Here is a 24,998-nt window from a genome sequence, read left to right as displayed (position 1 = left end):
GCGAAGGAGCTCTATAGCTCATCAAATTAGAACGCAGGCATCACAGGCGCAAACAATTGGCATGTCAGCGAGTTTAGCAACGTTTTGATTCGTTGTAAGATAACTGTGCTTAACGACCGTTTCTCAGATCGTAGACAATGTCGGACTTCTGCCCCAGCCGTGTTTTGTAGACCTGATAATTCTCCATCACCCGCTGCACGTAATTGCGGGTTTCAGGGAAGGGGATACGTTCAATCCAGTCAACAACCTCATCGATCGGCTTGCCGCGCGGGTCGCCGTAGCGGGTAATCCATTCAGGCACGCGTTTTGGACCTGCATTGTAGGCGATGAAGGTCAGGATGTAGGATCCGCCAAACGCATCGATTTGTTCGCCCAGGTAATGAGCGCCGAGCGTCGCATTATATCCAGCATCACTTGTCAGCTTCGCTGGAGTGAAGGTCAGGCCATGGCGGTTTGCAACGCCTTTGGCTGTTCCGGGCAGAAGCTGCAGCAGGCCACGGGCGTCGGCGGGCGATATGGCGCTTGGATTAAACGCGCTTTCCTGTCTGGCAATCGCATAGGCCAAAGCCTTGCCGGAGCCGGCAATATTGGCGCTGTCAGGAATGACACCAAGCGGATAGGCCAGCGCTGCAGCGTTGATACCGCGCGAAAAGGCGGTTTTGCCAATCTGCAGCGATACCTGATGGTTACCGTTACGCTCGGCACGTGCCGCCAGAATTGCAAGTTCGCCGGCACTATCCAATTGTTGAGAAAGCACCCTGTAGAGGCTGTCAGCTCTCCAGCTGTATCCGGCGGCCTCGAGACGGTCTATTGCCCGCACCGCTTCGCGAGAGGCAAAAACCTGTCTGTCTGTATTGCTAGGGGTCGGGTAGGTGACATTGAGCGTCTTCACGCCGATTCGTGCCGCCGCCAATTGACCATAAAACGTGCCGGGATGGTTCGCCGCCTTGGCAAAATAGTCACGTGCATTTCCTGGCGCGCCAGCTTCTGCGGCACGACCAAGCCAGTAATAGGCGCGGGATGCGGAGAGAGGGCGATTGGACGTATCAAGCAGTTGCTGGAAATGTTTTTCGGCGGTCTTAGGATCATTCAGCGCACGCAGCGCGTACCAACCGGCATGAAACTCTGCGTCCGCAACATCGGTTGGAGATGTGGCGGCGTGGTTTGAAACGATACGATAGGCCTGCTTGAAATCCCCAAGATCAGTCAGGCCGCGAGCGATGATACGTTGCTCGTTCCACCATTCGCCGGGATTGACGAGTTTTGACTTGTCCAGCGGCATTTGCTCGAGCAGCTTGGCAGCTTCAGGATATTTCTGCTGGCTGCGCAAATATTCGACACGGGCAAACAGATGGACCGGATCGCTCGTCCATGACTTGTCGACGGCGCTGAGCAGTGACGGCGCATTGCTGGAGCGCTGCAAAACGGCAGCCCAAGCCTTGTAAAGCGACTGCGCCCTGCCAAGATCTCCGAATCGCTTAGCCTGACTAATCCGGCTGCGATACATCAGATAATCCATGCGGGCCTTGTGATCAGCGCTGGTCAGCAGAGATGAAAACTCGCTTAAGACCTGATCCTCAAGATCCTTGTCCATACCCTCGCGCAGCCAGATACGGCGAATATTGGCCGCGGCTTCACTTGCCTTGCCGGTCGCCATCAAGGCGCGCGAAAGAACAATGGCGCCTTCGGCTGTCTCAGGCTGGCTTGTGCCGAATGATGCCAGAACCTGAGCTGCCGGTGGATTTTCGCGCAGCAGCGCCCGTTCTGAGTTGGATCGGAATGCTGCAACGCCTGGCCAGCCCTTAAGCTCGCGTTGTGCCGTGGCAATTTCAGAAGACGGCACCTCTTTCATCCCGGAAACGGCAATCGCCCAAGTCAGAATGTGCCGGTCCAGACTGTCTGCTGCCAAACCGTTGCGAATCGCGATGGCGCGAGCCGCATCACGAGACGATAGGGCATCTAGTCCGCTTTTCAGGTCGGACACATCACCGGGTCGGCTGGTGCGGGGAATAGCACCGGTAATAATTTCAGGATTGGGGGCTGCAAACGGGGCAGGGGCATTGGGACGAACGTAAGGCAGTGGCGCCGATGTCGGCAGGGTAGCGGCTTCCGGCACGGGTGATGCAAAGGCATGCCACACACCTGCGCTCAAACTCGCCGCCAGAAAGGTTATCGCCGTCTTCTTCATCCCGTCACTCGCAACTTTGGAAATTCACCTTCCATTAACCGCCTGCTGCATTAACGAAACCTTACTCCACTGCTTCAAATTCGATCAAATATCTTTGAGCGAACCGTGCAGGCGTAATCAGACCAGTTTGAGAAATAAAACTGTCACATGATTTTGTTTTTAGCAGAAAATAGCGCCCTTGCATGCTTGTCGGTTGATAAGACCGGAACTAATGTGTGGCGGTTTTAACCATGAAAATGCGGCTGAAGCGTGGATAGCCCGTCGCAAGGAGCTTTGTATGTTCAAGGGATCCATTCCCGCCCTCATTACTCCGTTTACCGCCTCAGGCGCGGTAGATGAAACGGCTTTCGCCGCTCACGTCGAGTGGCAGATTGCGGAAGGCAGCAGCGGCCTTGTGCCGGTTGGCACGACGGGAGAGTCGCCAACCCTTTCCCATGACGAGCACAAACGTGTCGTCGAGCTGTGTGTGGAGGTCGCGGACAAACGGGTTCCAGTGATCGCAGGTGCCGGTTCTAACAACACCAGCGAAGCCATCGAGCTTGCAAAGCACGCACAGGACGTTGGTGCTGACGCACTGCTGGTGGTGACACCTTATTATAACAAACCAACGCAAAAGGGGCTCGTCGCTCACTTCTCGGCTATTGCTGAAGCGGTGAGCCTGCCTATCGTCATTTACAACATTCCGCCGCGCTCAGTCATCGACATGAGCCCGGAGACGATGGGTGCGCTTGCCAAGGCACACAAAAACATTGTTGGCGTTAAAGACGCTACTGGTAAGATTGAACGTGTATCCGAGCAGCGCATTTGCTGCGGCAAGGACTTTGTTCAGCTATCCGGTGAAGATGCCACAGCACTTGGCTTTAACGCCCATGGTGGTGTTGGCTGCATTTCCGTTACCGCAAACGTTGCTCCCCGCTTGAGTGCAGAGTTCCAGGCCGCCATGCTGGCTGGAAACTATGCTCTCGCACTGGATTATCAGGATCGTCTGATGCCGCTGCACAAGGCGATCTTCATGGAGCCAGGCGTGTGTGGTGCAAAATATGCACTTTCGAGAATTCGTGGCATCAACCGCACCGTTCGCTCTCCGCTAATGAGTTCGCTGGAACCAGCGACCGAAAGCGCTATTGACGCCGCGCTGAAACACGCAGGACTCATCAACTGATATCAACTGGTTGAGGTGCGTTGTGTTGCGTGCCTTCACATTCCGACATGCCTGCACTAAATAAGGCGTATAAAGCCGTTTGCGCATACAACGCGACGACATAACAAAAAAACGACAAAAGGCGGATCGGATTCCATGGCTCCCAAAGGCAGTCAGCGCACGGTAAAGAAGATTGTCGCGGAAAACCGCAAGGCACGCTTCAATTACGAGATTATTGATACCTACGAAGTCGGCTTGGTACTCACGGGCACCGAGGTCAAATCGCTGCGTGAAGGCAAGGCAAACATCGCTGAATCCTATGCGTCGGATGAAGGTGATGAAATTTGGCTGATCAACTCGCATTTGCCGGAATATCTGCAGGCCAATCGGTTCAATCATGAGCCGCGCCGCCGTCGCAAGCTGCTGCTGACCAAGCGTGAAATCAATCGCCTGCGTTCTGCCATAAATCGTGATGGCATGACACTTATTCCGCTCAAGATTTATTTTAATGATCGTGGCCGCGCCAAGATGGAGCTTGCGCTAGGGAAGGGCAAGAAGTTGCACGACAAGCGCGAGACGGAGAAGGAACGCGATTGGAATCGCCAGAAGTCCCGAATACTCAAGGGTGATTCCCGCTAAGCTTTCTATCCAAAAGAATGCCATCAAAAGTAGGCTTAAGATAAAAAAAGGCTCCAAAACCGACGTTTTGGAGCCCTTCTTGTTTTGTTGTACCTTAAGCTGCGCGGTAAACCGGTTGTTCGAAGCTCATCTGGGTAGAGACCTTGAAGCGGGAAACAAGATCCGCAAGGCTGCTGCTGATATCGCTGAGGCCGTGTGTCGCTGCATTGGTTTCTTCAACCATCGCAGCATTCTGCTGCGTCAATTGATCCATGCTTGCAACGGCGGTGTGAATCTCCTGAATTCCGGCCGCCTGTTCCTGCGCAGCCGTCGAAATCGCACCGATATGCTCTTGAATGCTGTCGACTTTTTCACCAATGGAATGCAGGGCTTCGCCGGTCTTGTTGACGAGAGAAACACCGTGCAACACATCCGCGAAGGACTTGTCGATCAGGGTCTTGATTTCCTTGGCAGCAGAGGCGGAGCGTTGTGCCAGTTCACGGACTTCCTGGGCAACCACGGCAAATCCCTTGCCGGCTTCGCCAGCGCGCGCCGCTTCAACACCGGCATTGAGTGCCAGAAGGTTTGTCTGGAAAGAAATTTCGTCGATCACGCTGATGATCTGGGTGATCTTCTGCGAAGAATCTTCAATTGCCCCCATTGCCTGAACGGTCTCGGCGACAATATCTCGTGATTTATTGGCTTGTTGGGCCGAACTGCGCACAATATCTTCGGCCTCACGCGTACGCTGGGCAGATTGGCGGGAAATTGTGGTAATTTGCTCGATCGCGGTCGAGGTTTCTTCGAGCGCTGCAGCCTGTTGTTCTGTTCTGCGCGCCATATCGTCCGTCGACGTTGTCAATTCACGCGTATTGGCTGAAATCTTGTGTGTCTCGACGACGATATTGGAAAATGCTTTGGAAAGATTGCTGACAGCCTGGTTGTAGTTATCGCGCAGTGATTCAAACTGCAGCGCAAGGGTTGCATCAATCTTGGTGGCGAGATCACCACTGGCCAATTTATTCAGGGCCTGGTTGAGAACTGCCAGAGCATTTTCCTGTTCAGCTTTCATCTGCTGCTGCTGAATTTCCGCTTTTTCACGTTCTTCAGCCAGCGCATCAAGATACACAGTGATGGAGTAATCCATGTCGAGCAGGGCGGCTTTGAGCACAACGGAAATGTCGCGCGTCAGTGCCTTGGCCTTGCTGTCGTAGAGAAAGCCTTTCAGCTGGTTTTCGATCAGCGCCTTAACAATGCCTTCGACAACAAGCGCATAGGCGCCGATATACCAGCGTGGTTCAAGTCCCAGCTTGGCATGGGTGTGGCCAATAGCACTGACGGCCTTGACGTAATCTTCGTCGAAACGACCGCTGGCAATGCGCGACCAGTGTTTGACCTGCATGCTCTTGGCGTGTGCAATATGCGCATCATTAGCGAAGAACTTTGCGGTATGGGGAACCGTCTTTGCCTTGTTGTAGAATGTATCCAGAGAGCTGCTCAGCGAATCTGTGATAACAGGCATGATGTTGTGAAGATCACGCTTTTGGTTTGCGGCGATTCCCAAAAAGGAAAGTCGTTCTTCCAGTGCCTGATAACTGTTCTGCTTGCCACTCATGAATTTAACTCGTTCATTTGCCCGAGGAGAAGAGTCTCCTGGTCCCGTGGCGTGACAAGGCCACAATTAGGTTTAATCAATTCCTAACAAAGGTTTTGATGAAATAGGCAGTGTGGAGCAGATAGTGCCAAGTATCCTCGGTTGCATCGCATATTTCTCATGCATCCAAGCGCAGCGGTTATCTTGCCCAAGTGTCCAGCAAGAATATAGATGGTTAGGTTAAGTTAAAAAAATTTTTTGCAGCAATTTGACTTTGAGCAAATTGAATGTGTGCTTAGTTTTATTCTGTTATTGTTTTGATTGCAGAAAATAATGCGGATTAAACAAAAACTATAAAATCCATTATGTGGAAATGCAGAGAATGTAAAAATGATACCGCACTGTCAAAGCACTAGGCTGTTCGACAGTGCAGTCTTGTGAAGATGAAGTATAAATTCCAGAACAAGATTTTATTCCTGAATTGCGCCTTCGGTAACACGCTGTGGTTTTTCCGACGGGTCACGGCCAATCTCTGCTTTCAAGGATACGAGATCGATGAAGTGATCTGCTTGGCGACGCAGGTCGTCAGCAATCATTGGTGGCTGTGTTGCCATGGTGGAAACGACGGAAACCTTGCGGCCTCTACGCTGCAGGGCATCGACGAGCGTGGTGAAATCACCATCGCCAGAAAATATGACAAGATGGTCGACAGTGTTGGATTGCTCCATGGCATCTACGGCCAGTTCAATGTCCATATTGCCTTTGATTTTACGGCGGCCCATGGAATCGGTAAATTCCTTGGCAGGTTTGGTCACAACCTTGTAGCCGTTGTAATCAAGCCAATCGATCAATGGTCGGATGGAAGAATATTCCTGATCTTCAATAAGGGCCGTGTAATAATACGCACGCAGAAGGTAACCTCTTTTTTGGAAAGCCTTCAGCAGCTTGCGGTAATCAATATCAAAGCCGAGATTTTTAGAAGCTGCGTAGAGATTTGCGCCGTCGATGAAGAGAGCAATTTTCTCTCGGGGATCGAACATGTATGGTTGGTCCTTCCTCATAAATGCGGGCCAGAAATGCTGACCAGGATTTCAAAACCGGTAGTAGCAAATCACTTTAGTTACTCATCATACATTATGAGCACGTCATATAAAGTTCATTATTCGAGGTTTAGCTTTATTCCAAGTCAATTATGGCTGATAATTCACCTAAAAGCGCAAACAATGCGCAAATCCTACTAAAGTTACGCCCATTCACGAAAAACTTGAATTTTGTGCCCAATCACTGTATCGGGCAAGCATACAAGCGATATAACGACCGCAAAGGACAGGCAATGGCCCGTGTCACAGTAGAAGATTGCATTGATAAGGTAGACAACCGTTTTGAGCTGGTGCTTCTCGCAAGCCACCGCGCACGGCAGATCTCTCAGGGCTCGCAGATCACGATTGATCGCGACAACGACAAGAACCCGGTCGTGGCTCTGCGCGAAATTGCTGACGAAACCCTGTCTCCTGACGACCTGAAGGAGGACCTCATCCATTCGCTGCAAAAGCATGTTGAAGTGGATGAGCCAGAGCCCGATCCCGCTGCTGTTGCGGCAAATGCTGCATCTTCCGACAGCGAAGAGGATGACCAGCCAGAAGCGATCACATTCGACCAGATGTCGGAAGAGGATCTGCTGGCCGGTATCGAAGGCCTCGTTCCGCCGGAAAAAAGCGACGATTATTGATTCTCTTATGTCGGCTAGGGCAGGCGGTTACCGTCTGTAAATCTTTGCTGTCATAATTTGATCCCATATGATGCAGAATTGTGCGCCAATCGAATAGATTGGCGCGCTTTCTTTTTAATGGCGGTTGGTTTCCAATGATGAGGCAATACGAACTCGTTGAGCGGGTTCAAAAATACAAGCCGGATGCAAACGAGGCGCTGCTGAACAAAGCCTATGTTTATGCGATGCAAAAACATGGCCAGCAGAAACGCGCCAATGGCGACCCCTACATTTCGCATCCGCTTGAAGTTGCCGCCATTCTCACCGAAATGCACCTCGATGAATCGACCATCGCTGTTGCTCTCCTGCATGACACAATTGAAGATACCTCTGCCACCCGTCAGGAAATCGACGAGCTGTTCGGTGAGGATATCGGCCGCCTTGTTGAAGGTCTAACAAAGCTCAAGAAGCTGGATCTGGTCAGCAAGAAGGCCAAGCAGGCGGAAAACCTGCGCAAGCTGCTGCTGGCCATCTCCGACGACGTGCGGGTGCTGCTGGTCAAGCTGGCCGACCGTCTGCACAACATGCGTACCATGGAGTACATGCCTGCGGACAAACGCAGCCGTATTTCCGAAGAAACCATGGAAATCTATGCGCCGCTTGCTGGCCGCATGGGTATGCAGGATATGCGTGACGAGCTGGAAGACCTGTCCTTCCGCTATCTCAATCCTGAGGCCTACGAAACCGTGACAAAGCGGCTCAGTGAGCTTGAAGAGCGCAATCAGGGTCTCGTCAAGAAGATTGAGGACGAACTGCGTGATCTGCTGGTAGCGAACGGAATAATCGGTGCCATGGTCAAGGGGCGGCAGAAAAAGCCCTATTCGGTTTTCCGCAAGATGCAGTCGAAGTCACTGTCGTTCGAGCAGCTTTCTGACGTTTACGGCTTCCGTCTTCTGGTTGGTGATATCCCGTCCTGTTACCGTGCATTGGGCATTGTGCATACGCGCTGGCGTGTGGTGCCTGGCCGCTTCAAGGATTATATCTCGACGCCGAAGCAGAACGACTACCGCTCTATACACACCACCATTGTTGGTCCGTCGCGTCAGCGTATCGAGCTGCAGATCAGAACCAAGCGCATGCACGAGATTGCCGAGTTCGGCATCGCTGCGCATTCACTGTACAAGGATGGCGAAAACGGCGAGGGGGATTTGCTCTCTCCGGAATCCAACGCCTATTCCTGGCTGCGTCACACAATCGAGGCGCTTGCCGAGGGCGACAACCCGGAAGAGTTTCTGGAGCACACCAAGCTCGAACTTTTCCAGGATCAGGTGTTCTGCTTCACGCCGAAGGGCAAGCTGATTGCGCTGCCGCGTGGTGCAACGCCCATCGACTTCGCTTATGCGGTTCACACCAACATCGGTGACACGACCGTAGGTGCGAAGATCAACGGCCGTATCATGCCTTTGGTAACGCGCCTTAATAACGGTGATGAAGTCGAGATCATTCGCTCCGGCGTGCAGGTGCCTCCTGCCGCTTGGGAAGAGATTGTGGTCACCGGAAAGGCGCGTGCCGCCATTCGCCGTGCAACCCGTATGGCCATCCGCAAACAATACGCAGGCCTTGGCTACCGTATTCTGGAGCGCACCTTTGAGCGCGCAGGCAAGGCCTTCTCTCGAGATGCGCTGAAACCAGCCCTGCATCGTTTGGCGCAGAAGGACGTTGAAGACGCGATCGCGCTTGTTGGTCGTGGCGAAATGTCGTCGCTCGACGTGTTGCGTGCAGTTTATCCTGATTATCAGGACGAGCGCGTCACCGTGAAGCTGAATGGCGATGACGGCTGGTTTAACATGCGCAGCGCATCCGGCATGGTCTTCAAGATCCCCGGTAAGTCGCGTTCTGTTTTGGAAGACGATGGTGCGGCAGAGATTGCCGAAGGACCTGATCCTTTGCCGATCCGCGGTCTGTCCGGAAATGTTGACGTACATTTCGGTTCGGCTGGTGCCGTGCCGGGTGATCGTATCGTCGGCATCATGGAAAAGGGCAAGGGTATTACCATCTACCCCATCCAGTCGCCGGCATTGCAGCGCTTTGATGATGAGCCGGAACGCTGGATTGATGTGCGCTGGGATCTGGACGAGGCCAACAAGTCACGCTTCATGGCGCGTCTGATGATCAATGCCTTGAATGAGCCCGGCACGCTTGCCTCTGTTGCGCAATCCATCGCCACGCTCGACGTCAACATTCGCAGCCTGAACATGATCCGCATCGGTACGGACTTCTCCGAGCTGTCGCTTGATGTCGAAGTCTGGGATTTGCGTCAATTGAATCAGCTTCAGTCGCAGTTGAAGGACCTCGATTGCGTCTCAACCGTGACACGTGCCTTCGATTGAGGCAGAAATTGCACGCAAAATAGACATTAATGCCGTTGTTATGCGTTGAGTGCATACCAGCGGCCTTTTCATGTCTGTAGTCAAGTTGCTCGTGCAGGACTATCTTCCAGATCAGAAAACAGGAACAAAGTTTCCGACGCCTTGGTGAAAACTCAATTCAGGGCCGGTTTGGAAGAAAAGGAAAAGATCATGTTTAGTCCTATTCGTAAGATTGCTCGTGCTGTTCGTGGTAAGACTGTCCAGGAACGCGAGTTTGACTACCTCAATGCTTCGATGTCGCAGGTTGATCTTGAGTTTCGTCAGCGCGAAATCGATCGCGGCCTGTTCCGCCGTTAATCTAGTCAGGTTTAACGGCAAGGCCTCTATGGATTGCATTTTGTAACAAACGCCGCTTGGCGGTTTTGAAACGATGCAATAAGCTAATCAGATGCCATTTCGCCGGAAAAAACCTGCTGGATTTGTGAAAAGATTGCGCGCGCTGATTTGGCCGCGCAAAGGGTTTAAGCGTTCGTTTCGCTATCTGGCGCTGCGACTTTCACGCCTCTCGGCGTCGCCGCATTCAATTGCGGCAGGCTTTGCCATCGGTGTTGCCGTTGCGTGGACGCCATTTCTGGGTGTCCACATTATTCTGGCATTGGCTGTGGGCTTCATATTGCGTGTCAGTCTTGTGGCTGCGGCACTGGGAACGGCGGTTGCCAATCCTTTGACACTTCCCTTCATCTGGGCATCCACATGGGAAATCGGTCGCCTGCTTTTGCGTAGGGACGAAACGGCTGCCACAAATAATCTCGATCTGGGTTCACTTATCCACCATGTCAGTTTCCGCGAACTCTGGCAGCCCGTGCTGGAGCCGATGATTGTCGGATCGGCGCTTCCTGCACTGTTAAGCGCCTTCATTGCATATTTTGGTGTCTTTTTTCTGCTGCGCGCCATGCGCCGGCAGCGTCAGCAAGCACTTTCTTTCTCCAATAACGATACAGGAATTTCTGCATGATAATCGGCATCGGCAGTGATCTCATCGACATTCGCCGGGTCGAGAAGTCTATTGAACGTTTTGGCGAACGTTTCACCCACCGCTGTTTTACGCCCATTGAACGGGCCAAATCCGACGGACGGAAAAACCGGGCTGCGTCCTATGCCAAACGTTTTGCAGCCAAGGAGGCCTGTTCCAAGGCTTTAGGCACCGGGCTTTCGCATGGCGTGTTCTGGACCGACATGGGTGTTATCAATCTGCCGGGTGGAAAACCGACCATGGCCCTGACTGGCGGGGCAGGTGAACATCTGGCAAAATTGCTGCCGGCAGGCCACGAAGCATTCATCCATCTAACGATCACAGATGAATTTCCTTACGCTCAAGCATTCGTGATTATTGAGGCGAGGCCCGTCAGCGCTTGAGCAATTTCCGCCAGGCAGTGGTGAAATTGCCGCCACGGTCTGGCATTGAAACAGAATACTTTCCTTTACGCTGGAAAGGTTCTAGAGAAGTCTTCGATTTTAGGAACGAGCAGGCAGGTCTTTAAGTGTCCGATAAAGCTGAAAAGAAGCAGAGCGCCCTTTGGGAAAACATCAAGGTCATCGTGCAGGCACTGCTGCTTGCGATGGTTATTCGTACGGTTCTGTTTCAGCCTTTCACCATTCCGTCCGGCTCGATGATGCCGACGCTGCTGGTTGGCGACTATTTGTTCGTGAACAAGTTCTCCTATGGCTATTCGAAATATTCGCTGCCATTTTCGCCAAACCTGTTTTCGGGCCGCATTTTTGCGAGCGAGCCGGAGCGTGGTGACATCATCGTATTCCGTCTGCCGCCAAACCCGGAAGTGGATTACATTAAGCGTCTCGTCGGCCTGCCGGGTGACCGTATTCAGGTGACCAATGGCGTGCTGTTCATCAATGGCAAGCCGGTTCCAAAGCAGCCTGACGGCACCTTCACCTCTGATTACCGCCTTGATCCAGGCTCTGACGTTCCGGTATTCCGCGAAACGCTCGATAACGGCGTGACCTATGATACGCTGGATCAGGTGCAGGATTCGCGCGGCGATAACACCCGTGAATTTGTCGTGCCGGAAGGCCACTACTTCTTCATGGGCGATAACCGTGACAACTCTCTCGACAGCCGTTTTGACGTCGGATTCGTTCCAGCGGAAAACCTGATCGGCCGCGCCAGCATCATCTTCTTCTCGCTGGGCAACGACACATCCTTCCGTGAATTCTGGAAATGGCCTGCCAACATGCGTTGGGACAGACTGTTCAAGGCCGTGGAATGAGCAAGGCAAAACCTCTTTCGCCGGAGGAAATTGGCCGTATCGAAGCTCTCATCGGTCACGTATTCACAGAAAAGGCGCGGCTTGACCGCGCCTTGACGCATGCAAGTGCCCGTTCTGCGTCCGCCGGAAATTATGAGAGACTGGAATTTCTGGGCGACCGCGTTCTGGGCCTGTGTGTTGCAGAACTTCTGTTTTCCACTTTCCGCTCTGCTGCGGAAGGTGAGCTGTCCGTTCGTTTGAACCAGCTGGTCAGCGCAGAATCCTGCGCCGCCATCGCCGATGAAATGGGCCTGCATCAATTCATTCGTACCGGCGCCGACGTCAAGAAATTGACCGGCAAAAGCATGCTGAATGTTCGTGCCGACGTTGTGGAAAGCCTGATTGCCGCGATCTATCTCGACGGCGGGCTGGATGCTTCGCGACGCTTCATTCTCAAGTTTTGGCAGAAGCGTGCCACCCGCATTGATGCCGGTCGCCGTGACGCCAAAACCGAACTTCAGGAATGGGCGCACGCCCGTTTTGCTGTCACCCCATCTTACAGGGTTGACGATCGCAGCGGACCGGATCACGATCCACGCTTTACAGTGACTGTGGAAATTCCCGGCGTCGCACCGGAAACGGGTGTTGAACGCTCGAAACGCGCAGCAGAACAGGTTGCCGCCACCAAATTACTCGAACGAGAAGGCGTCTGGCACAAAACGCCCGCCGCAGACTGATTGGACATTATGACCGAACATGAAAACACTGAAGGCCTGGGCGACGAAACCGTTGCCGCCGGTCCAACCCATTCCGGGTTTGTTGCGCTTATCGGCCCGACCAACGCCGGCAAATCGACGCTGGTAAACCGGCTGGTCGGTGCAAAGGTGTCCATCGTCAGCCACAAGGTGCAGACGACACGCGCCGTGATGCGTGGCATCGCCATTCATAACAATGCCCAGATCGTGTTCATGGACACGCCTGGCATTTTCAAACCACGCCGTAAGCTGGACCGCGCCATGGTGACGTCGGCCTGGGGTGGTGCCAAGGATGCGGATGTCATTCTGTTGCTGATCGACAGTGAGCGCGGTCTTAAAGGCGATGCGGAAGCCATTCTCACCGGCCTCAAAGATGTGCCACAGCCAAAGATCCTGTGCCTCAACAAGATCGACCAAGTGCAACGCGAAGATCTTCTGAAGCTGGCGGCCGCTGCCAATGCCGAAGTGAATTTCGAGCGCACCTTCATGATTTCGGCCACCAATGGTTCCGGCTGTGATGACCTGATGGATTATCTGGCGGAAAAGCTGCCGGAAGGCCCTTGGTATTATCCTGAAGACCAGATTTCCGATCTGCCGATGCGCCAACTGGCTGCTGAAATCACCCGTGAAAAGCTGTTCCTGCGTCTGCATCAGGAGCTTCCTTATGCATCGCATGTCGAAACCGAAAAGTGGGAAGAGCGCAAGGATGGTTCTGTTCGCATCGAACAGGTGATCTATGTCGAGCGCGACAGCCAGAAAAAAATCGCCCTTGGCAAAAACGGCGATGCGATCAAGGCAATTTCAACCGCGTCCCGTAAGGAACTGTCTGAGATCCTCGAGCAGACGGTGCATCTCTTCCTATTCGTGAAGGTGCGCGAGAACTGGGGCAATGACCCGGAACGCTTCCGCGAAATGGGTCTGGAATTCCCAAGGGGATAAGGCTGATTTTCAATGGGACGGTTGGAACAATTTTTAAGTGTACGAGTTGGTAATCGCATAACTTAATTGTTCACAACCGTTCTGAGATCAATGGCCCCTCGAAGTCCAGCTGGATCGTCAACCACCCCATGTGAAAAGTGTCCCTTGCGGCACATGCCGCATTTTCGAGATTTTTCTGGTAGTGAACTCGCATTTGTATCCCGTTTCAAAACCGGTGAACTGACCGTTGAACCGGGCGCGCTGATCCTGATGGAAGGATCGCACAGCGCCCACCTTTATACCGTGCTCGACGGTTGGGGATTTCGCTACAAGACGCTGGAGGATGGGCGCCGGCAAATCCTCAATTACCTCATGCCTGGCGATCTTGTCGGTCTTCAGGGCACGGTTATGGGAGAGATGCAGCATTCTGTCGAAGCGCTCTCTCCGGTCACCCTGTGCGTTTTTGAACGTGGCAGGCTGAACAACCTTTTCACCGATCATCCGACGCTTGCCTATGACCTGACCTGGATTGCCGCCAGTGAGGAGAGAATGCTGGACAGTCACTTGCTCAGCATCGGTCGACGCACTGCGCTGGAGCGTGCCGCCTACCTGATTGCATTTCTTTACAGCAAGGCGCGTGCGGTCAATCTGCTTGGTAAGGAAGATACTCTGCCGGTTACCCAGCAACATGTGGCCGATACGCTGGGCCTGTCGATCGTGCATACCAACAAGACCCTGCGCAAACTCTCCGATCGCAATCTGTTGCGCTGGACGGACAAAGGCTGTCTCGTGCTGGATGAGGCAGGTCTGGCGGCGGTTGCGGGTTGGGACGGTGACGACAAACAGAGTCGGCCGTTTATCTGAGCTAACGCCCAGGAACATGTCTTTTTTAAATGACGTCGTGGTCCGTATTTGCGATTCCATAATACGGGTCGCAGTGTTGCGAGGGCCGGGCAGACGGGTGAGGATAGAGAAAAGATATGGTGCGGCAACGAGCTCTCGTGCTGGAAGATGAATATCTCGTCGCGCTGGATATCGAGACAACCTTGCTTGGTATGGGGTTCGATACGGTTGACATCGCGACATCTATTGCAGGCGCAGTTACGGCTCTGGAAACGCACATTTATGATTGCGTGTTTCTGGACGTGAACATCGCAGGAGAAAACAGTTTTGATCTGGCGCGTGCGCTGGGCGAGCGGCAAATTCCCTTCGGCTTTATCAGCGGGTATAACGATACCAGTGGCTTCCCCGAGGATTTGAAGCAGGCGGTAGTGCTGGGCAAACCGTTTGATGACGGCGAATTTGCGACCTTTGTGTCCGGCATTCTCGGCAAACATGAAAAACGCGCCTCGTCTGAGGCGCGATAGTCTGTAAAGCAATTTCGCTTCACGGGCCGATGCTGTAGAGTGACTTGAATCAGCATAGCGGCAGTTTATTCCATGCAGTGGCAGGACGAGGCAATCATTCTTGGCGTGAAGCGCCACGGCGAAACGAGTGTTATCGCCGAGGTGATGAGCCGTTCGCGTGGCCGCCATTTGGGCATGGTTCGGTCCGGTCGTTCCCGTAGCATGCAGCCGGTGTTGCAGCCGGGCAATCTGGTTGATGTGACCTGGCGTGCGCGTCTGCATGACCATCTTGGTGAATACCGCATGGAGCCGGTGCGCTTGCGCGCCGCCCAGTTGATGGAAACCGCAACGGCGGTCTATGGTGTGCAGGCCATGGGTGCGCTTCTCAGATTGTTGCCCGAACGTGATCCGCATCCGCATCTGTTTGAAGCGATGAATGTGATTCTTGAAAACATGACCAATCCCGCCGATGCCGGGGAACTGTTCGTGCGGTTTGAGCTCGCCGTGCTGAACGATCTCGGTTTTGGACTGGATTTGAGTGAGTGTGCCGCAACCGGCACGCGCGACGAACTTGTCTATGTCTCACCCAAAACCGGGCGTGCTGTGTGTCGTGCTGCCGGTCAACCCTATGCAGACCGAATGTTGATGTTGCCGCCGTTCCTTGGGCATCAGGGCAGAGCTGCCGCCACCTGTGAGAGCCTGACCGCCGCTTTCCGACTGACCGGTCATTTCCTCAACCGCCATGTTTATGAGCCGCGTGGCCTAAACGACAATGCCGCCCGAGACGGTTTCGTCCAGGCGGCATTAAAAGCGTTGATGGCTGTCCAGCAGCCAGTGCTGGATTAGGCGATCGCTGGTCGCTCAACCGCCTGTTCGCGGATTGGCCAGTGAACAATGGCTGCAAAGATACCCATTCCGACACCAAGCCACCATACGAGATCGTAAGACCCGAGAATATCGTAGAGGTAGCCGCCCATCCAGACGCCAAGGAATGAGCCGATCTGGTGCGAGAGAAACACCACGCCACCGAGCATGCCCAAATGACGCGTGCCGAACATAATGGCGACCAGTGCATTGGTTGGCGGAACGGTGGACAACCACAACAGACCCATCACGGCGGCAAAGATGACCACGGAAAGCGGCGTCTGCGGCAGCAGCAGAAAGGCCGTCACGGCAATCGAGCGGCCAATATAGATATAGGCAAGGAAATAAGGCTTGGAGTAACGCTGGCTGATGTAACCTGCCGCCAGCGAGCCGATGACGTTGAATAAACCGATCAGTGCCATGGCAATGACAGCGTAACGTGGTTCAATGCCGATATCCCCGAGATAGGCCGGGAAGTGGGCGGTGATAAAGGCCACCTGAAAACCGCAGACAAAAAAGCCGGTTGTCAGCAACAAATAACTTTTGTGGCCAAGAGCTTCCCGCAGGGCCTCGCCAGCCGTTTGTTTAAACTGCGCCTGTGACTGCGTGCCGGATGTCGCGTTGCCGCGCAGCGGCCATGCCAGCAATGGCACGATCAGCATCATTGCACCGATATAGACAAGGCTGTCGGACCAGCCATAGGCCGAAATCAGGCCTTGGCTGATGGGCGCAAACAGGAACATGCCGGCAGAACCGGCGGCCGTTCCGATACCAAACGCCATCGTGCGCTGCTGCGGCGTCACATTGCGGGCAAAGGCCGACAGGATGACGCTGAACGAACCGGCGGCAATGCCAAGGCCGACCAGTACGCCGCCGCCAAAATGCAGCCAGAAGGGTGATGTGCCAAAAGACATGCACACCAGACCCGCAGCGTAAAGAATGCCGGACTGAATGAGCACACGGCCTGTTCCATATTTATCGGCAAGCGCACCGAAAAACGGCTGGCCAATGCCCCAGAACAGGTTCTGCAACGCCATGGCAAGCCCAAAGGTCGAGCGATCCCAGCCAGTGTCCTGCAACATTGGCAGCTGGAAAAAGCCCATGGCCGAGCGCGGGCCAAAGGTCATGACGGCAATCAGCGATCCGGCAATGATGATGAGCCAGGGCATCGGCTGGCGGATAGAATCGGGCATTCAGTAATCTCCTGATAGGCGCCCATATTAGCTTTCATCATATTTTCGCGCCAATCAGTTTTGTTGAGGTTGTGCATAATGCGCGTTGATGGAAACTGCATTTGGTGTCAAAAGCATCGCCACCATTCTATGTTGTATTTAAAAGGAAAATCTCAGCCAATGATATGTGTTCGCCGTGCCCGCTCTGCCGATGTCGACGCCATTTTTGATATCCGGACGAGTGTAACGCAGAACCATCTGACGCATGAACAACTGCTGGAGATGGGCATCTCGCAGGATGTGGTGACCGAAACGCTGGAGAGTGCAGAATGCGGCTGGATTGCCGAGGTGGACGGGCAGCCGGCTGCCTTCGCCATCGTGGACTTTGAAGACGCCTCGGTATTTGCGTTGTTCGTGAAACCGTCATTTGAAGGCCGTGGCCTTGGCCATCTGCTGATGGATAAAGCCGAGAAAGCCCTGTTTGCCAGCCATGAAACCATCTGGCTGGAGACGGACGCATCCCCGGATATTCGCGCCAATGGCTTTTACCAGAAACGCAACTGGATTGCCGTTGGCGTCGATGACAAGGGTGATGTTCGTTACGAGAAAAAGCGCGGTTGAGGTTTAACCGCGCTTCTTGATTGCCCAGCCGTCATTGCGGCTTTCGATAATGGTTGCCGTGTCACCCACGGCAATCTGGCCTTCACCACGCGGTGTGACGTTCCAACCGAAAAGCGGGCCGGGCACACGGCGGTCGGCCGACATGCGTAACCGCCCCATCGCCTTCATTGGCGACGCACCCTCGCGCGAGCCAGTCAACTGGTCCTGAGTGGTCATGATGCAGCGGGCACAGGGTTTGACCAGATCAAAACGGATGCCGTTGATGTCCAATGCTGCCCAGCGGTCTTCCGCCCATGGCTCATCCGTGTCGAGCACGATGTTGGGACGGAAACGATCCATGCCAATACCATCTTCGCCATTGGCGGCCATGTTTTCATTGAGTGCAGCCAACGAGGCAGTTGTCGTGACGAGGATCTGATAGCCATCGGCAAACGTGACGGGCGTTTCATCGCCAGCCCATTCTTCAGAGGCGATGCGCGTGGACGCCTCATCAAAAAACACCAGCTTGAGTTCGGTGCCCATCCAGCCTGATAGCACGGTGTTGATCTCATCCGGTGCCACGGCTGCATTGACTGTCGATTTCCACACCACGACATCCATGCGCTCTGTCGAGGGCAGGGCGAGAATCTCGCCATCCGTGTCGGTGGACAGGCGCAGTCCGCTGCCGGACTGCAAGGCGGTAATCCGCGCGATGGATGGCAATTCGCGTTGGGTAATGAACTGACCGGAAGCATGCACAAACATGGCGCGGCGATCGCCGGGCAAACCCTCCCAGGTGAAAGGGCTCTGCGAAAGCGGAATGCCGCGCGCACTTTTCAGCGGGTAGATATTCAGCGCAGATATGCGCATGCAAACCTCCTCAGATTTCATCCAGAAACAGATCCAACACCTGCTGTAATCTGTCATGCCGTTCCTTCGCCAGCGCCCTTCCGGTTTCTGTCTTGAAACCGTCGGCCAGCTTGAACAACTTCGTCTGGAAGTGGTCTATTGCAAATGTCCTGTCGTCAAGGGGGCGTTCTCTGGCGAGTGGGTCTTGCGGGTCATAAAGTGCTGAACCCAACCGACCAGCAATATAGAAACACCGGGCTGCCCCCACCATGCCAATGGCGTCCAGCCTGTCCGCATCCTGCAGGATTTTTGCTTCCAGCGTCTGCGGCTCCAGATTGGCGGAAAAACTGTGCGTGGTAATGGCGTGTTTTACCGCCTCGATATCTGCGGTCTGCCAATTTAGCGCCAGCAATATGCCTTCGGCCTTTTCCGCCGCCAGCCGTGAGGCCTGTGCCCGCAGCGGTGAGTTCTTCTCAACGGCCACGCAATCATGCAGCAACACACTTGCCGCCAGAACAGGTCCATTGCCGCCTTCGGTCGCATGAATACGCATTGCGTTGCGAAACACCCGGTGGATATGGGCCAGATCATGCGAGCCATCATCGCCCTCGGTTGCGTGAGGAATCAACTGCTCGGCAAGCGAAGCGAAGGGGGCGAAGGATTGGGCCTGCATATGTTCTTTCCTTGGAATTTTTCCGCTGTTTAGAACCAAGTGCAGGCCATGGCAATCTGCATCACGTCTTGCTTTCGGCGAGAACTGTCGCCGCTGATTTTCCGGTCAGTATCTTCTGGTAGAACAGGCCAATTCCGATCAGCACCACGCCCAGACCAATGAAGGAGAGGGCGCGCAGCACACCTTCAAGGTTGCTCATGTCAATGAGGAAGGCTTTGGCAACCGCCAGCAGCACCAGCCCTGCGGACGCAAGACGCAAGCTCTTGGCATCAAATTTCGAGCCGAGCGCCAGCAGCAGAACGCCGATTGCCAGCCATACTACCGAATAGGTGTAGGTTTCGCTCTGCAGGAAGCCTTTCCAGCTGGCGATATTTTCGCCCTGCCAGAAACGGCGCACCGACAGCGTTGCCCAGGCAAACAGAAGTGCTGCACCAGACAGTGCCAGCATCACCACATAGGCAAACGGGCGTTTGCCGCGCGCGTAGTAGGCAAGTCCGCCATAGGCGATCCCGGGCAACAGATAACCGATCAGCAGCAGGTTGAGGAACGGCCATGGTCCGGTATTTTCACCGCTGAAATACGGGTTGAGTGCGCCGAAATGCATGGTCAGAACATTGACCATGGCAATGGCACCGGCAATCATCGAGCCAACACGGAAGATCGGGCTTGGTGATTTCAGGTCGAGCGTCATCAACACGCCGGACATGCCAATGGTCAAAAGCGTATAGATCGACTGTTCACCAAGTGTCGGAACCGCGTCGTTCAGTATGCCGCCATTCATGGCGTGTCGAACGAGGATGGCAATCGCCAGCAGGCCCATGAGGCTGGCAATGGCCTGCAGGAAGTTCTTGATGCGATTTTCCGGCCAGTTGCGCAGCAGGTAAGCGGCAGCGATGGCCAGCACCGCGGGAATGCCGTAGCCGGGCAGCAGCGCGTTGAACACCGGCGTCAGCCCAAGGTTTTGTGGTCCGACGATTGTCGGTTCCCAGGCGATGCAGCCGAGAACGCCGACGCTGGCGATGGCCATGATCCACGGCAAAGCGTCCCATGTGCGCCAACGGGTGGCCAAAACATAGACAAAGCCCAGCACGGAAAGCAGAACGGTTGTTGCCAAACCATCGGTCAGCGTATGCAGGGTAAAGGCGAAGGCGATAAATGAGCCTGTCACCAGCAGGTTGAGCGGCATCCGATAAGCAGCATCCTTCTCCTGCCTGTGCAGCCACTCTGCCCCGGCAATCAGGATAAGGCCAAGTGCCAGACCATAGGCTGCGTGCAGCCAGTCGCGGGTCAGGTTGCCATATTCAACAAAGCTAATTGTGCCGAGCCATACGGGAATGATGGCTGCAATGCCGGCCCAAAGCAACGCAAAGTCAGGATCTTGCTCGCCCTTGCGCTTGAGGAAGGCAAAGCTGCACAGCAGGAAAATGGCGCCAAGGCTGAGTGCGATGGTAATATCGGTACCATTGCCATGTGCGACTGCCGGCAGGGCAATGTTGGTGCCGGTAATCATTCCCGAGAAATAGAATACGCTACGGGTGGTCAGTGTGACGATGGCAAGGGCGCCAAGTGCGGAAAATACCGCCGGCCATACGGCAAAATGGCGGCTGGCACCCAGCGCCGCGAGGGCAGCGATCATGCTTGCCATGGCAAAGCTTGGATGAATATTTGTCGATGCGGCTGTCAGGACCATGGCCATTGCGGGCAGGATCGCCGCCAGTGATGCGGTCAGGCTGATAGCGATCGGGTGGCGCGCCGCCAGTTTCAGCATGCGCACGGACAATCTGGCAGGTGTGGGCTTCTGCGGCGGATCCGTCTCTGCGACGCTTTCCTGTTGTTGCAGTTGTCCATCAAACGCCTTGCCCGGCCAGATGAAGATGGTTCCAGCCAGCATTGCCAGCAAGGCTAGTGTTGGTGGTGTCAGGTCAACGACAGCGCTGGTGCCGATATAACCAAGCGCCCAGAGACCGAGGCCGGCATTGGCAAGTGCCGGGACAATTTTCCAGTTCTGGCTGCGACAGGCGAATGCGGTGGCGGCCCAGGAAATGGTGAGGAAAATGAACAGCGCCCAGATGTTGGGTGTCTCTGTCGAAACCAGTGCTGGCGTTAACATGGAGCCAAACAGACCAAGCCCGGCCAGTGCCTGCCCATGCAGCAGCGAAAGTCTAAGAGTGGCAAAGGCCACCAGACCAAGCGTTATAAACGCTGTTGTCGGGCCGATATACTGGTAGATTCCATAGGCAGCAAAGACCACGCCAAACAAGGTGAGTGAGCCTGCAGCCGTCAGAACGCCAGGGATCATGGCGTTTGAATAGGCGGCAGTTACGCTGGGGACAGCTTTGCGGCGAATGGCTTCACCGGCGGCCCACAACAGAAGGCCGAAGATACCGGCCAGAGCAAGGCGTACGGCAGGGCTGAGCAGTCCGCTTTCAATGGAATATTTGACAAGGAATATGCCACCCAAGGCCAGCGCAATGCCACCGGCCCAAACCGCCCAGCGCGCGCCTAGACGGTTTTCAAAGCTTTCGCGCGGCGGCAAGGTTGCTGCTGCTGGCGGCTGTTCTGACAGTGTCTCTGTGACAACATTCTGGTCCTGTGCCACATCCTGCGCGACGAGATCAGCGGGGCGTGAGGGTTGCTGCTCTTGTGGTCCAAGCGTGAGGTCGGAGGCGGTAATGTCGTTTGCTGGCACACCTGCGCCAAGGAAAGCGTCCTGCTGTTCTGCCTCTGCCTGCAGGCTCTCTTGCGTTGCAACGGGCGACTGGCCAGTTGCCAGCATTCTTTTCAGCGCCTTGACTTCTCGTTCAAGGACATTGATGCGGCTGGCACTGCGGAAACTGGAAACGAGCGTGTAGATAAAGGCGGCCACATAGGCTACGGCCAGCAGAACGAGCATTTCCAATAGTCACTCTCCCGATTATAGCGGTTCAGAAACACGAGCGCGTGGCCATGTCTGCTAAACAGCGCATAAACAGGAATGAGGGGCGTTTCCGTGACAAAACATGTCCGGAAGCACTGTTCATTCCTGTGCCTCATCCGGTTTTATACGTGTGTGCGAATTTATTGTGCAAGCCATGATTTAGCCAGCTCAATATCGGATGCACCGATATCGTGTCCCTGAGGCACGGTTTCCAGCCGGATTTCTGCGCCTGCGCCTGACAATATCTCGGAAAGACGCACGGTCTGATCGCGGTATTTGTCGGTCTCTCCGGCCGAGAGCAGGATTTTGCGGCCGCTCAAATCCGCCGCCGGCCAATGTTCCAACACCGGCATGGCCCGCAGTAGAAGTGTCTCGGCCGCAAACTGCGGGTGAAGCGCAAAAAATGCCGCCAGGAAGTTGGCACCGTTGGAGTGACCGATGAAACGCAGTTTTTTGACATCAATGCCATAGGCGGCAATCGCGCCCTCGACAAAGGCGGCAAAGGCCTCGGCTTCGCGGGCAATATCGTTCTGGTCAAAGGATGAATTGCCAAACCGTCGGAACCAGCGGGCAATGCCTTCTTCGGTGCTGCGCCCGCGCACCCCAAGCAGGGTGGCGTTTGGTGCCGCTTTTGCGGCGAGAGGCATAAGGCTCGTTTCGCTGCCGCCGGAACCATGCAGCAATATCAATACGCTGCCATCCGGTTGCTGCGGTGTGTAGAAGCGGTGCACGAACGGCAATTCGCGGTAAATCACCCGCTCATCGCCCGGCATTGCAAATTGCGGCAGGGAAACTCGGGCAGCCTCAGCGTCGGCCTCAAAATCGGGTGGAATGAACAGCGCTTCACCGAGTCTGTCGGGCGCTTCGTCAATGGTCATGCCGGGACCATCGGTCGCCATTTCGATCAGCACGCCGCCGGGCTCACGCACATAGAGTGAGGCGAAATATTTGCGGTCATGGGCATTGGTGACGCTGGAGTTCAGCTTTTTCAACTCGGCATGCACGCTGTTCAACTCGTCGTCGTTGCGGGCACGAAAGGCAATGTGGTCAACCGTGCCGGTGCCGGGTGCGCTAGACCAGAAACCGGTAGCATCGCGCACATCGATAATGTCGCCGGAAGCAGAAACCATGCGGCGGATGGCGCCTTGCTGTTGTGTGAAGACGTAACCGAAATAGCGGGACAGAAAGCTCTGGGTTTCATCCTGTGCTTCGCTGAGCATCGTCGCGCCACGGATGCGGCGGATGGCATGCTTACGCGGAATGCCCGGCGCGTCATGCGGATCGGCCTCTGCAAATGCGGTTGTACCACACAGCTTGACGATGATGCCGTCAGGATCTTTCAGTCGGATGACCGGTTCGCCAAATTCCTCCATCGGGCCTTCGGTGCGAATGCCCGCCGTTAGTGCACGGGTCAACCAGAAGCCAATGCTGGCGGGATCAATTGCCAGGGATACTTCGAGCGTTTGCCCGTGGCCGACACGGCCTTGGCCACCATCTTCCCAGATCAGGAACGTTACGAGGGAACCGGGGCTTGCGGAGTGATCGCCATAGATCAGGTGCAGCTGCATCGCATCTTCAAAACCTGCAGTGCGTTTGACGAGGTGCAGGCCGAGAAATCCGGCATAGAAGTCGACATTGGCCTGTACCTTTCGGGCAATCATGGTGATGTGATGAATGCCTGCATCCGCGATCATGCTCAAACGACCTTTCTTCAATCCTTGTCAGCTCTGCACCATATGGTCGCGTCACCTCACATTACGCAAGGGCAGGGGTGTGGATATCACTAGGAGGTGAAGGTTTTGCGCAAAAAGCGTGCGTTGTGCTTTTTGTCTTGCCGGTGAATGATTAAAAAATAAACATCGTTAAATATAGCATATTTTATGTGCATTTTTCACTTGCGCCTTGGGTTTGAATTGGATTTGATAAGGCTAATTCAATCAAAAACTTCCAGGGGGAAGAACAATGTTAACGCGCAGGTTGTTTTCGAAAATCGCGACATTTACAGCTCTTGGCCTTTCGGTCGGCTTCGCCGCTCCGGCTTTTGCCGAAACGCCAATCAAGTTCACGCTCGATTGGAAGTTTGAAGGTCCGGCTGCCGGCTTCCTGCTGGCGGTAGACAAGGGTTACTTCAAGGCCGAGGGACTGGATGTCACCATCGATAGCGGTAACGGTTCGGTGGAGGCCATTCCGCGTGTTGCCACCGGTGCCTATCAGATGGGTTTTGGCGACATCAATTCGGTGATGAAATTCCTGGATGAAGACCCAAGCCAGAAGGTGAAGGCGGTCTACATGGTTTATGAGCGCCCGACATTTGCGGTTGTTGGCCGCAAGTCGCTTGGCGTCACCACAGACCCGAAGTCGCTGGAAGGCAAGAAGCTTGGTGCGCCACCGCCAGATGGTGCGTTTGCCCAGTGGAAGGCCTTCAAGGAAGTGGCTGCTCTTGATGACAGCAAGATCACCATCGAATCAATCGGCTTCCCGGTCCGTGAGCCGATGCTGGCCAAGGGTGATGTCGATGCGGTCTTCGGTTTTGCATTCTCGGTCATTTTGAACCTGAAGGCGCAGGGCATTTCTGACGATGATATCGCCACCATTCTGATGGCTGAAAACGGCTTGAATCTGTATGGCAACGCCGTGCTGGTAAACACTGATTTTGCCGAGAAAAATCCAGAAGCCATCAAGGGTTTCCTAAAGGCTCTCGCCAAGGGTTTTGCTGATGCCGTGGCCAAGCCGGAAGAGGGTGTCGCAGCCGTTCTTGCGCGCAATGAAACCCTCAACAGCGAGATCGAACTTGAGCGCCTCAACATGGCCAATGCCATGAACATCAAGACACCTTACGTCGTTGAAAACGGCATGGGCGGTATTGATCCGGAACGTCTGGCCGCCTCGATCGAAACACTGAAGATTTCGCTTGGCCTCAAAGGCAACGTCAAGGCTGAGCAGGTTTTTGACGCGAGCTATCTGCCAGCCAAGGAAGACCGCATGCTGCCTTGATTGGCCGCAAACTCGCATCGTTATGCCC

23 protein-coding genes are annotated in these 24,998 nt (G+C 54.6%); 15 read left to right on the top strand and 8 right to left on the bottom strand.

The genetic code is table 11. The annotated features are described in order from the left end of the window. Positions 1-109 precede the first annotated feature (109 nt). Positions 110-2,188 (bottom strand): lytic transglycosylase domain-containing protein, encoded by a 2,079-nt coding sequence (locus tag M2418_RS06235; RefSeq protein WP_259145492.1) that lies wholly within the window; start codon positions 2,186-2,188, stop codon positions 110-112. A 277-nt stretch (positions 2,189-2,465) separates the two neighbouring features. Here M2418_RS06235 and dapA point away from each other — a divergent pair, with 277 nt between their 5' ends. Continuing rightward, a complete protein-coding gene (gene dapA, locus M2418_RS06230; protein ID WP_250982995.1) occupies positions 2,466-3,350 on the top strand; it encodes a 4-hydroxy-tetrahydrodipicolinate synthase in 885 nt (294 codons plus the stop codon). Positions 3,351-3,485: 135 nt separating this feature from the next. Continuing rightward, positions 3,486-3,968, top strand: a complete 483-nt coding sequence (gene smpB, locus M2418_RS06225; protein ID WP_259145491.1) for an SsrA-binding protein SmpB — start codon at positions 3,486-3,488, stop codon at positions 3,966-3,968. Positions 3,969-4,062: 94 nt separating this feature from the next. Here smpB and M2418_RS06220 read toward each other — a convergent pair whose 3' ends face one another. Continuing rightward, positions 4,063-5,562 (bottom strand): methyl-accepting chemotaxis protein, encoded by a 1,500-nt coding sequence (locus tag M2418_RS06220; RefSeq protein ID WP_259145489.1) that lies wholly within the window; start codon positions 5,560-5,562, stop codon positions 4,063-4,065. A gap of 449 nt (positions 5,563-6,011) precedes the next feature. Further along, complete coding sequence (locus M2418_RS06215) at positions 6,012-6,581, bottom strand: NYN domain-containing protein (RefSeq protein ID WP_259145488.1); 570 nt, start codon at positions 6,579-6,581, stop codon at positions 6,012-6,014. Positions 6,582-6,874: 293 nt separating this feature from the next. Here M2418_RS06215 and rpoZ point away from each other — a divergent pair, with 293 nt between their 5' ends. The 11 genes from rpoZ to recO all read left to right on the top strand — a co-directional run bounded on the left by rpoZ (position 6,875) and on the right by recO (position 15,747). Then, positions 6,875-7,270, top strand: a complete 396-nt coding sequence (rpoZ, locus tag M2418_RS06210) for a DNA-directed RNA polymerase subunit omega (RefSeq protein WP_192487377.1) — start codon at positions 6,875-6,877, stop codon at positions 7,268-7,270. A gap of 134 nt (positions 7,271-7,404) precedes the next feature. Continuing rightward, the gene (locus tag M2418_RS06205; RefSeq protein ID WP_192487378.1) at positions 7,405-9,639 is read left to right on the top strand and encodes a bifunctional (p)ppGpp synthetase/guanosine-3',5'-bis(diphosphate) 3'-pyrophosphohydrolase; all 2,235 of its coding nucleotides are present in this window, start codon (positions 7,405-7,407) and stop codon (positions 9,637-9,639) included. Positions 9,640-9,828: 189 nt separating this feature from the next. Next, positions 9,829-9,975 (top strand): DUF3563 domain-containing protein, encoded by a 147-nt coding sequence (locus M2418_RS06200; protein WP_192487379.1) that lies wholly within the window; start codon positions 9,829-9,831, stop codon positions 9,973-9,975. 124 nt (positions 9,976-10,099) lie between these two features. Continuing rightward, positions 10,100-10,633 carry a DUF2062 domain-containing protein gene (locus tag M2418_RS06195; RefSeq protein ID WP_259145486.1) on the top strand — a complete coding sequence of 178 codons (534 nt, stop codon included), beginning with the start codon at positions 10,100-10,102 and terminating at the stop codon, positions 10,631-10,633. Beyond that, positions 10,630-11,034: a holo-ACP synthase gene (gene acpS / locus M2418_RS06190; RefSeq protein ID WP_192487381.1), complete on the top strand. Its 405-nt coding sequence runs from the start codon at positions 10,630-10,632 to the stop codon at positions 11,032-11,034. Before M2418_RS06195 ends, acpS begins: the two co-directional genes overlap by 4 nt. Before the next feature lie 125 nt (positions 11,035-11,159). Continuing rightward, positions 11,160-11,903, top strand: coding sequence for a signal peptidase I (gene lepB / locus M2418_RS06185; RefSeq protein ID WP_192487382.1), 744 nt, complete (start codon positions 11,160-11,162; stop codon positions 11,901-11,903). Next, complete coding sequence (rnc, locus tag M2418_RS06180; RefSeq protein ID WP_192487383.1) at positions 11,900-12,619, top strand: ribonuclease III; 720 nt, start codon at positions 11,900-11,902, stop codon at positions 12,617-12,619. The genes lepB and rnc overlap by 4 nt, the downstream gene beginning before the upstream one ends. Positions 12,620-12,628: 9 nt before the next feature. After that, positions 12,629-13,576, top strand: a complete 948-nt coding sequence (era, locus tag M2418_RS06175; protein ID WP_250982991.1) for a GTPase Era — start codon at positions 12,629-12,631, stop codon at positions 13,574-13,576. Between the two features lie 90 nt (positions 13,577-13,666). Next, on the top strand, positions 13,667-14,419 hold the full coding sequence (locus tag M2418_RS06170; protein ID WP_192487385.1) for a Crp/Fnr family transcriptional regulator: 753 nt from the start codon (positions 13,667-13,669) through the stop codon (positions 14,417-14,419). A gap of 116 nt (positions 14,420-14,535) precedes the next feature. After that, positions 14,536-14,922, top strand: a complete 387-nt coding sequence (locus M2418_RS06165; RefSeq protein WP_250982990.1) for a response regulator — start codon at positions 14,536-14,538, stop codon at positions 14,920-14,922. A gap of 72 nt (positions 14,923-14,994) precedes the next feature. After that, positions 14,995-15,747 carry a DNA repair protein RecO gene (gene recO / locus M2418_RS06160; RefSeq protein ID WP_192487387.1) on the top strand — a complete coding sequence of 251 codons (753 nt, stop codon included), beginning with the start codon at positions 14,995-14,997 and terminating at the stop codon, positions 15,745-15,747. Here the strand turns inward: recO and M2418_RS06155 are convergent. Next, the gene (locus M2418_RS06155) at positions 15,744-16,958 is read right to left on the bottom strand and encodes an MFS transporter (RefSeq protein ID WP_259145484.1); all 1,215 of its coding nucleotides are present in this window, start codon (positions 16,956-16,958) and stop codon (positions 15,744-15,746) included. The two genes, recO and M2418_RS06155, sit on opposite strands and share 4 nt — an antisense overlap. 159 nt (positions 16,959-17,117) lie before the next feature. Here M2418_RS06155 and M2418_RS06150 point away from each other — a divergent pair, with 159 nt between their 5' ends. Then, positions 17,118-17,558 carry a GNAT family N-acetyltransferase gene (locus M2418_RS06150; RefSeq protein WP_192487389.1) on the top strand — a complete coding sequence of 147 codons (441 nt, stop codon included), beginning with the start codon at positions 17,118-17,120 and terminating at the stop codon, positions 17,556-17,558. Positions 17,559-17,561: 3 nt separating this feature from the next. Here the strand turns inward: M2418_RS06150 and M2418_RS06145 are convergent, their stop codons facing one another. The 4 genes from M2418_RS06145 to M2418_RS06130 all read right to left on the bottom strand — a co-directional run bounded on the left by M2418_RS06145 (position 17,562) and on the right by M2418_RS06130 (position 23,670). Continuing rightward, on the bottom strand, positions 17,562-18,407 hold the full coding sequence (locus tag M2418_RS06145; RefSeq protein WP_259145482.1) for an MOSC domain-containing protein: 846 nt from the start codon (positions 18,405-18,407) through the stop codon (positions 17,562-17,564). Positions 18,408-18,417: 10 nt separating this feature from the next. Continuing rightward, a complete protein-coding gene (locus M2418_RS06140; protein WP_259145480.1) occupies positions 18,418-19,059 on the bottom strand; it encodes an HD domain-containing protein in 642 nt (213 codons plus the stop codon). Between the two features lie 61 nt (positions 19,060-19,120). Continuing rightward, positions 19,121-21,952, bottom strand: coding sequence for a DUF2339 domain-containing protein (locus M2418_RS06135; RefSeq protein WP_259145902.1), 2,832 nt, complete (start codon positions 21,950-21,952; stop codon positions 19,121-19,123). A gap of 164 nt (positions 21,953-22,116) precedes the next feature. Further along, positions 22,117-23,670 carry a VOC family protein gene (locus M2418_RS06130; RefSeq protein WP_259145479.1) on the bottom strand — a complete coding sequence of 518 codons (1,554 nt, stop codon included), beginning with the start codon at positions 23,668-23,670 and terminating at the stop codon, positions 22,117-22,119. 268 nt (positions 23,671-23,938) lie between these two features. On the opposite strand from M2418_RS06130, the gene M2418_RS06125 reads away from it, so the two are divergent. Then, on the top strand, positions 23,939-24,970 hold the full coding sequence (locus M2418_RS06125; protein ID WP_259145478.1) for an ABC transporter substrate-binding protein: 1,032 nt from the start codon (positions 23,939-23,941) through the stop codon (positions 24,968-24,970). The last annotated feature ends 28 nt before the right edge of the window (positions 24,971-24,998 follow it).

The organism is Rhizobium sp. BIGb0125, assembly GCF_024810055.1.
Classification (GTDB): domain Bacteria; phylum Pseudomonadota; class Alphaproteobacteria; order Rhizobiales; family Rhizobiaceae; genus Agrobacterium.
The sequence above is the reverse complement of the archived record's forward strand: the minus strand, read 5'-3'. Positions and strand labels throughout refer to the sequence as shown.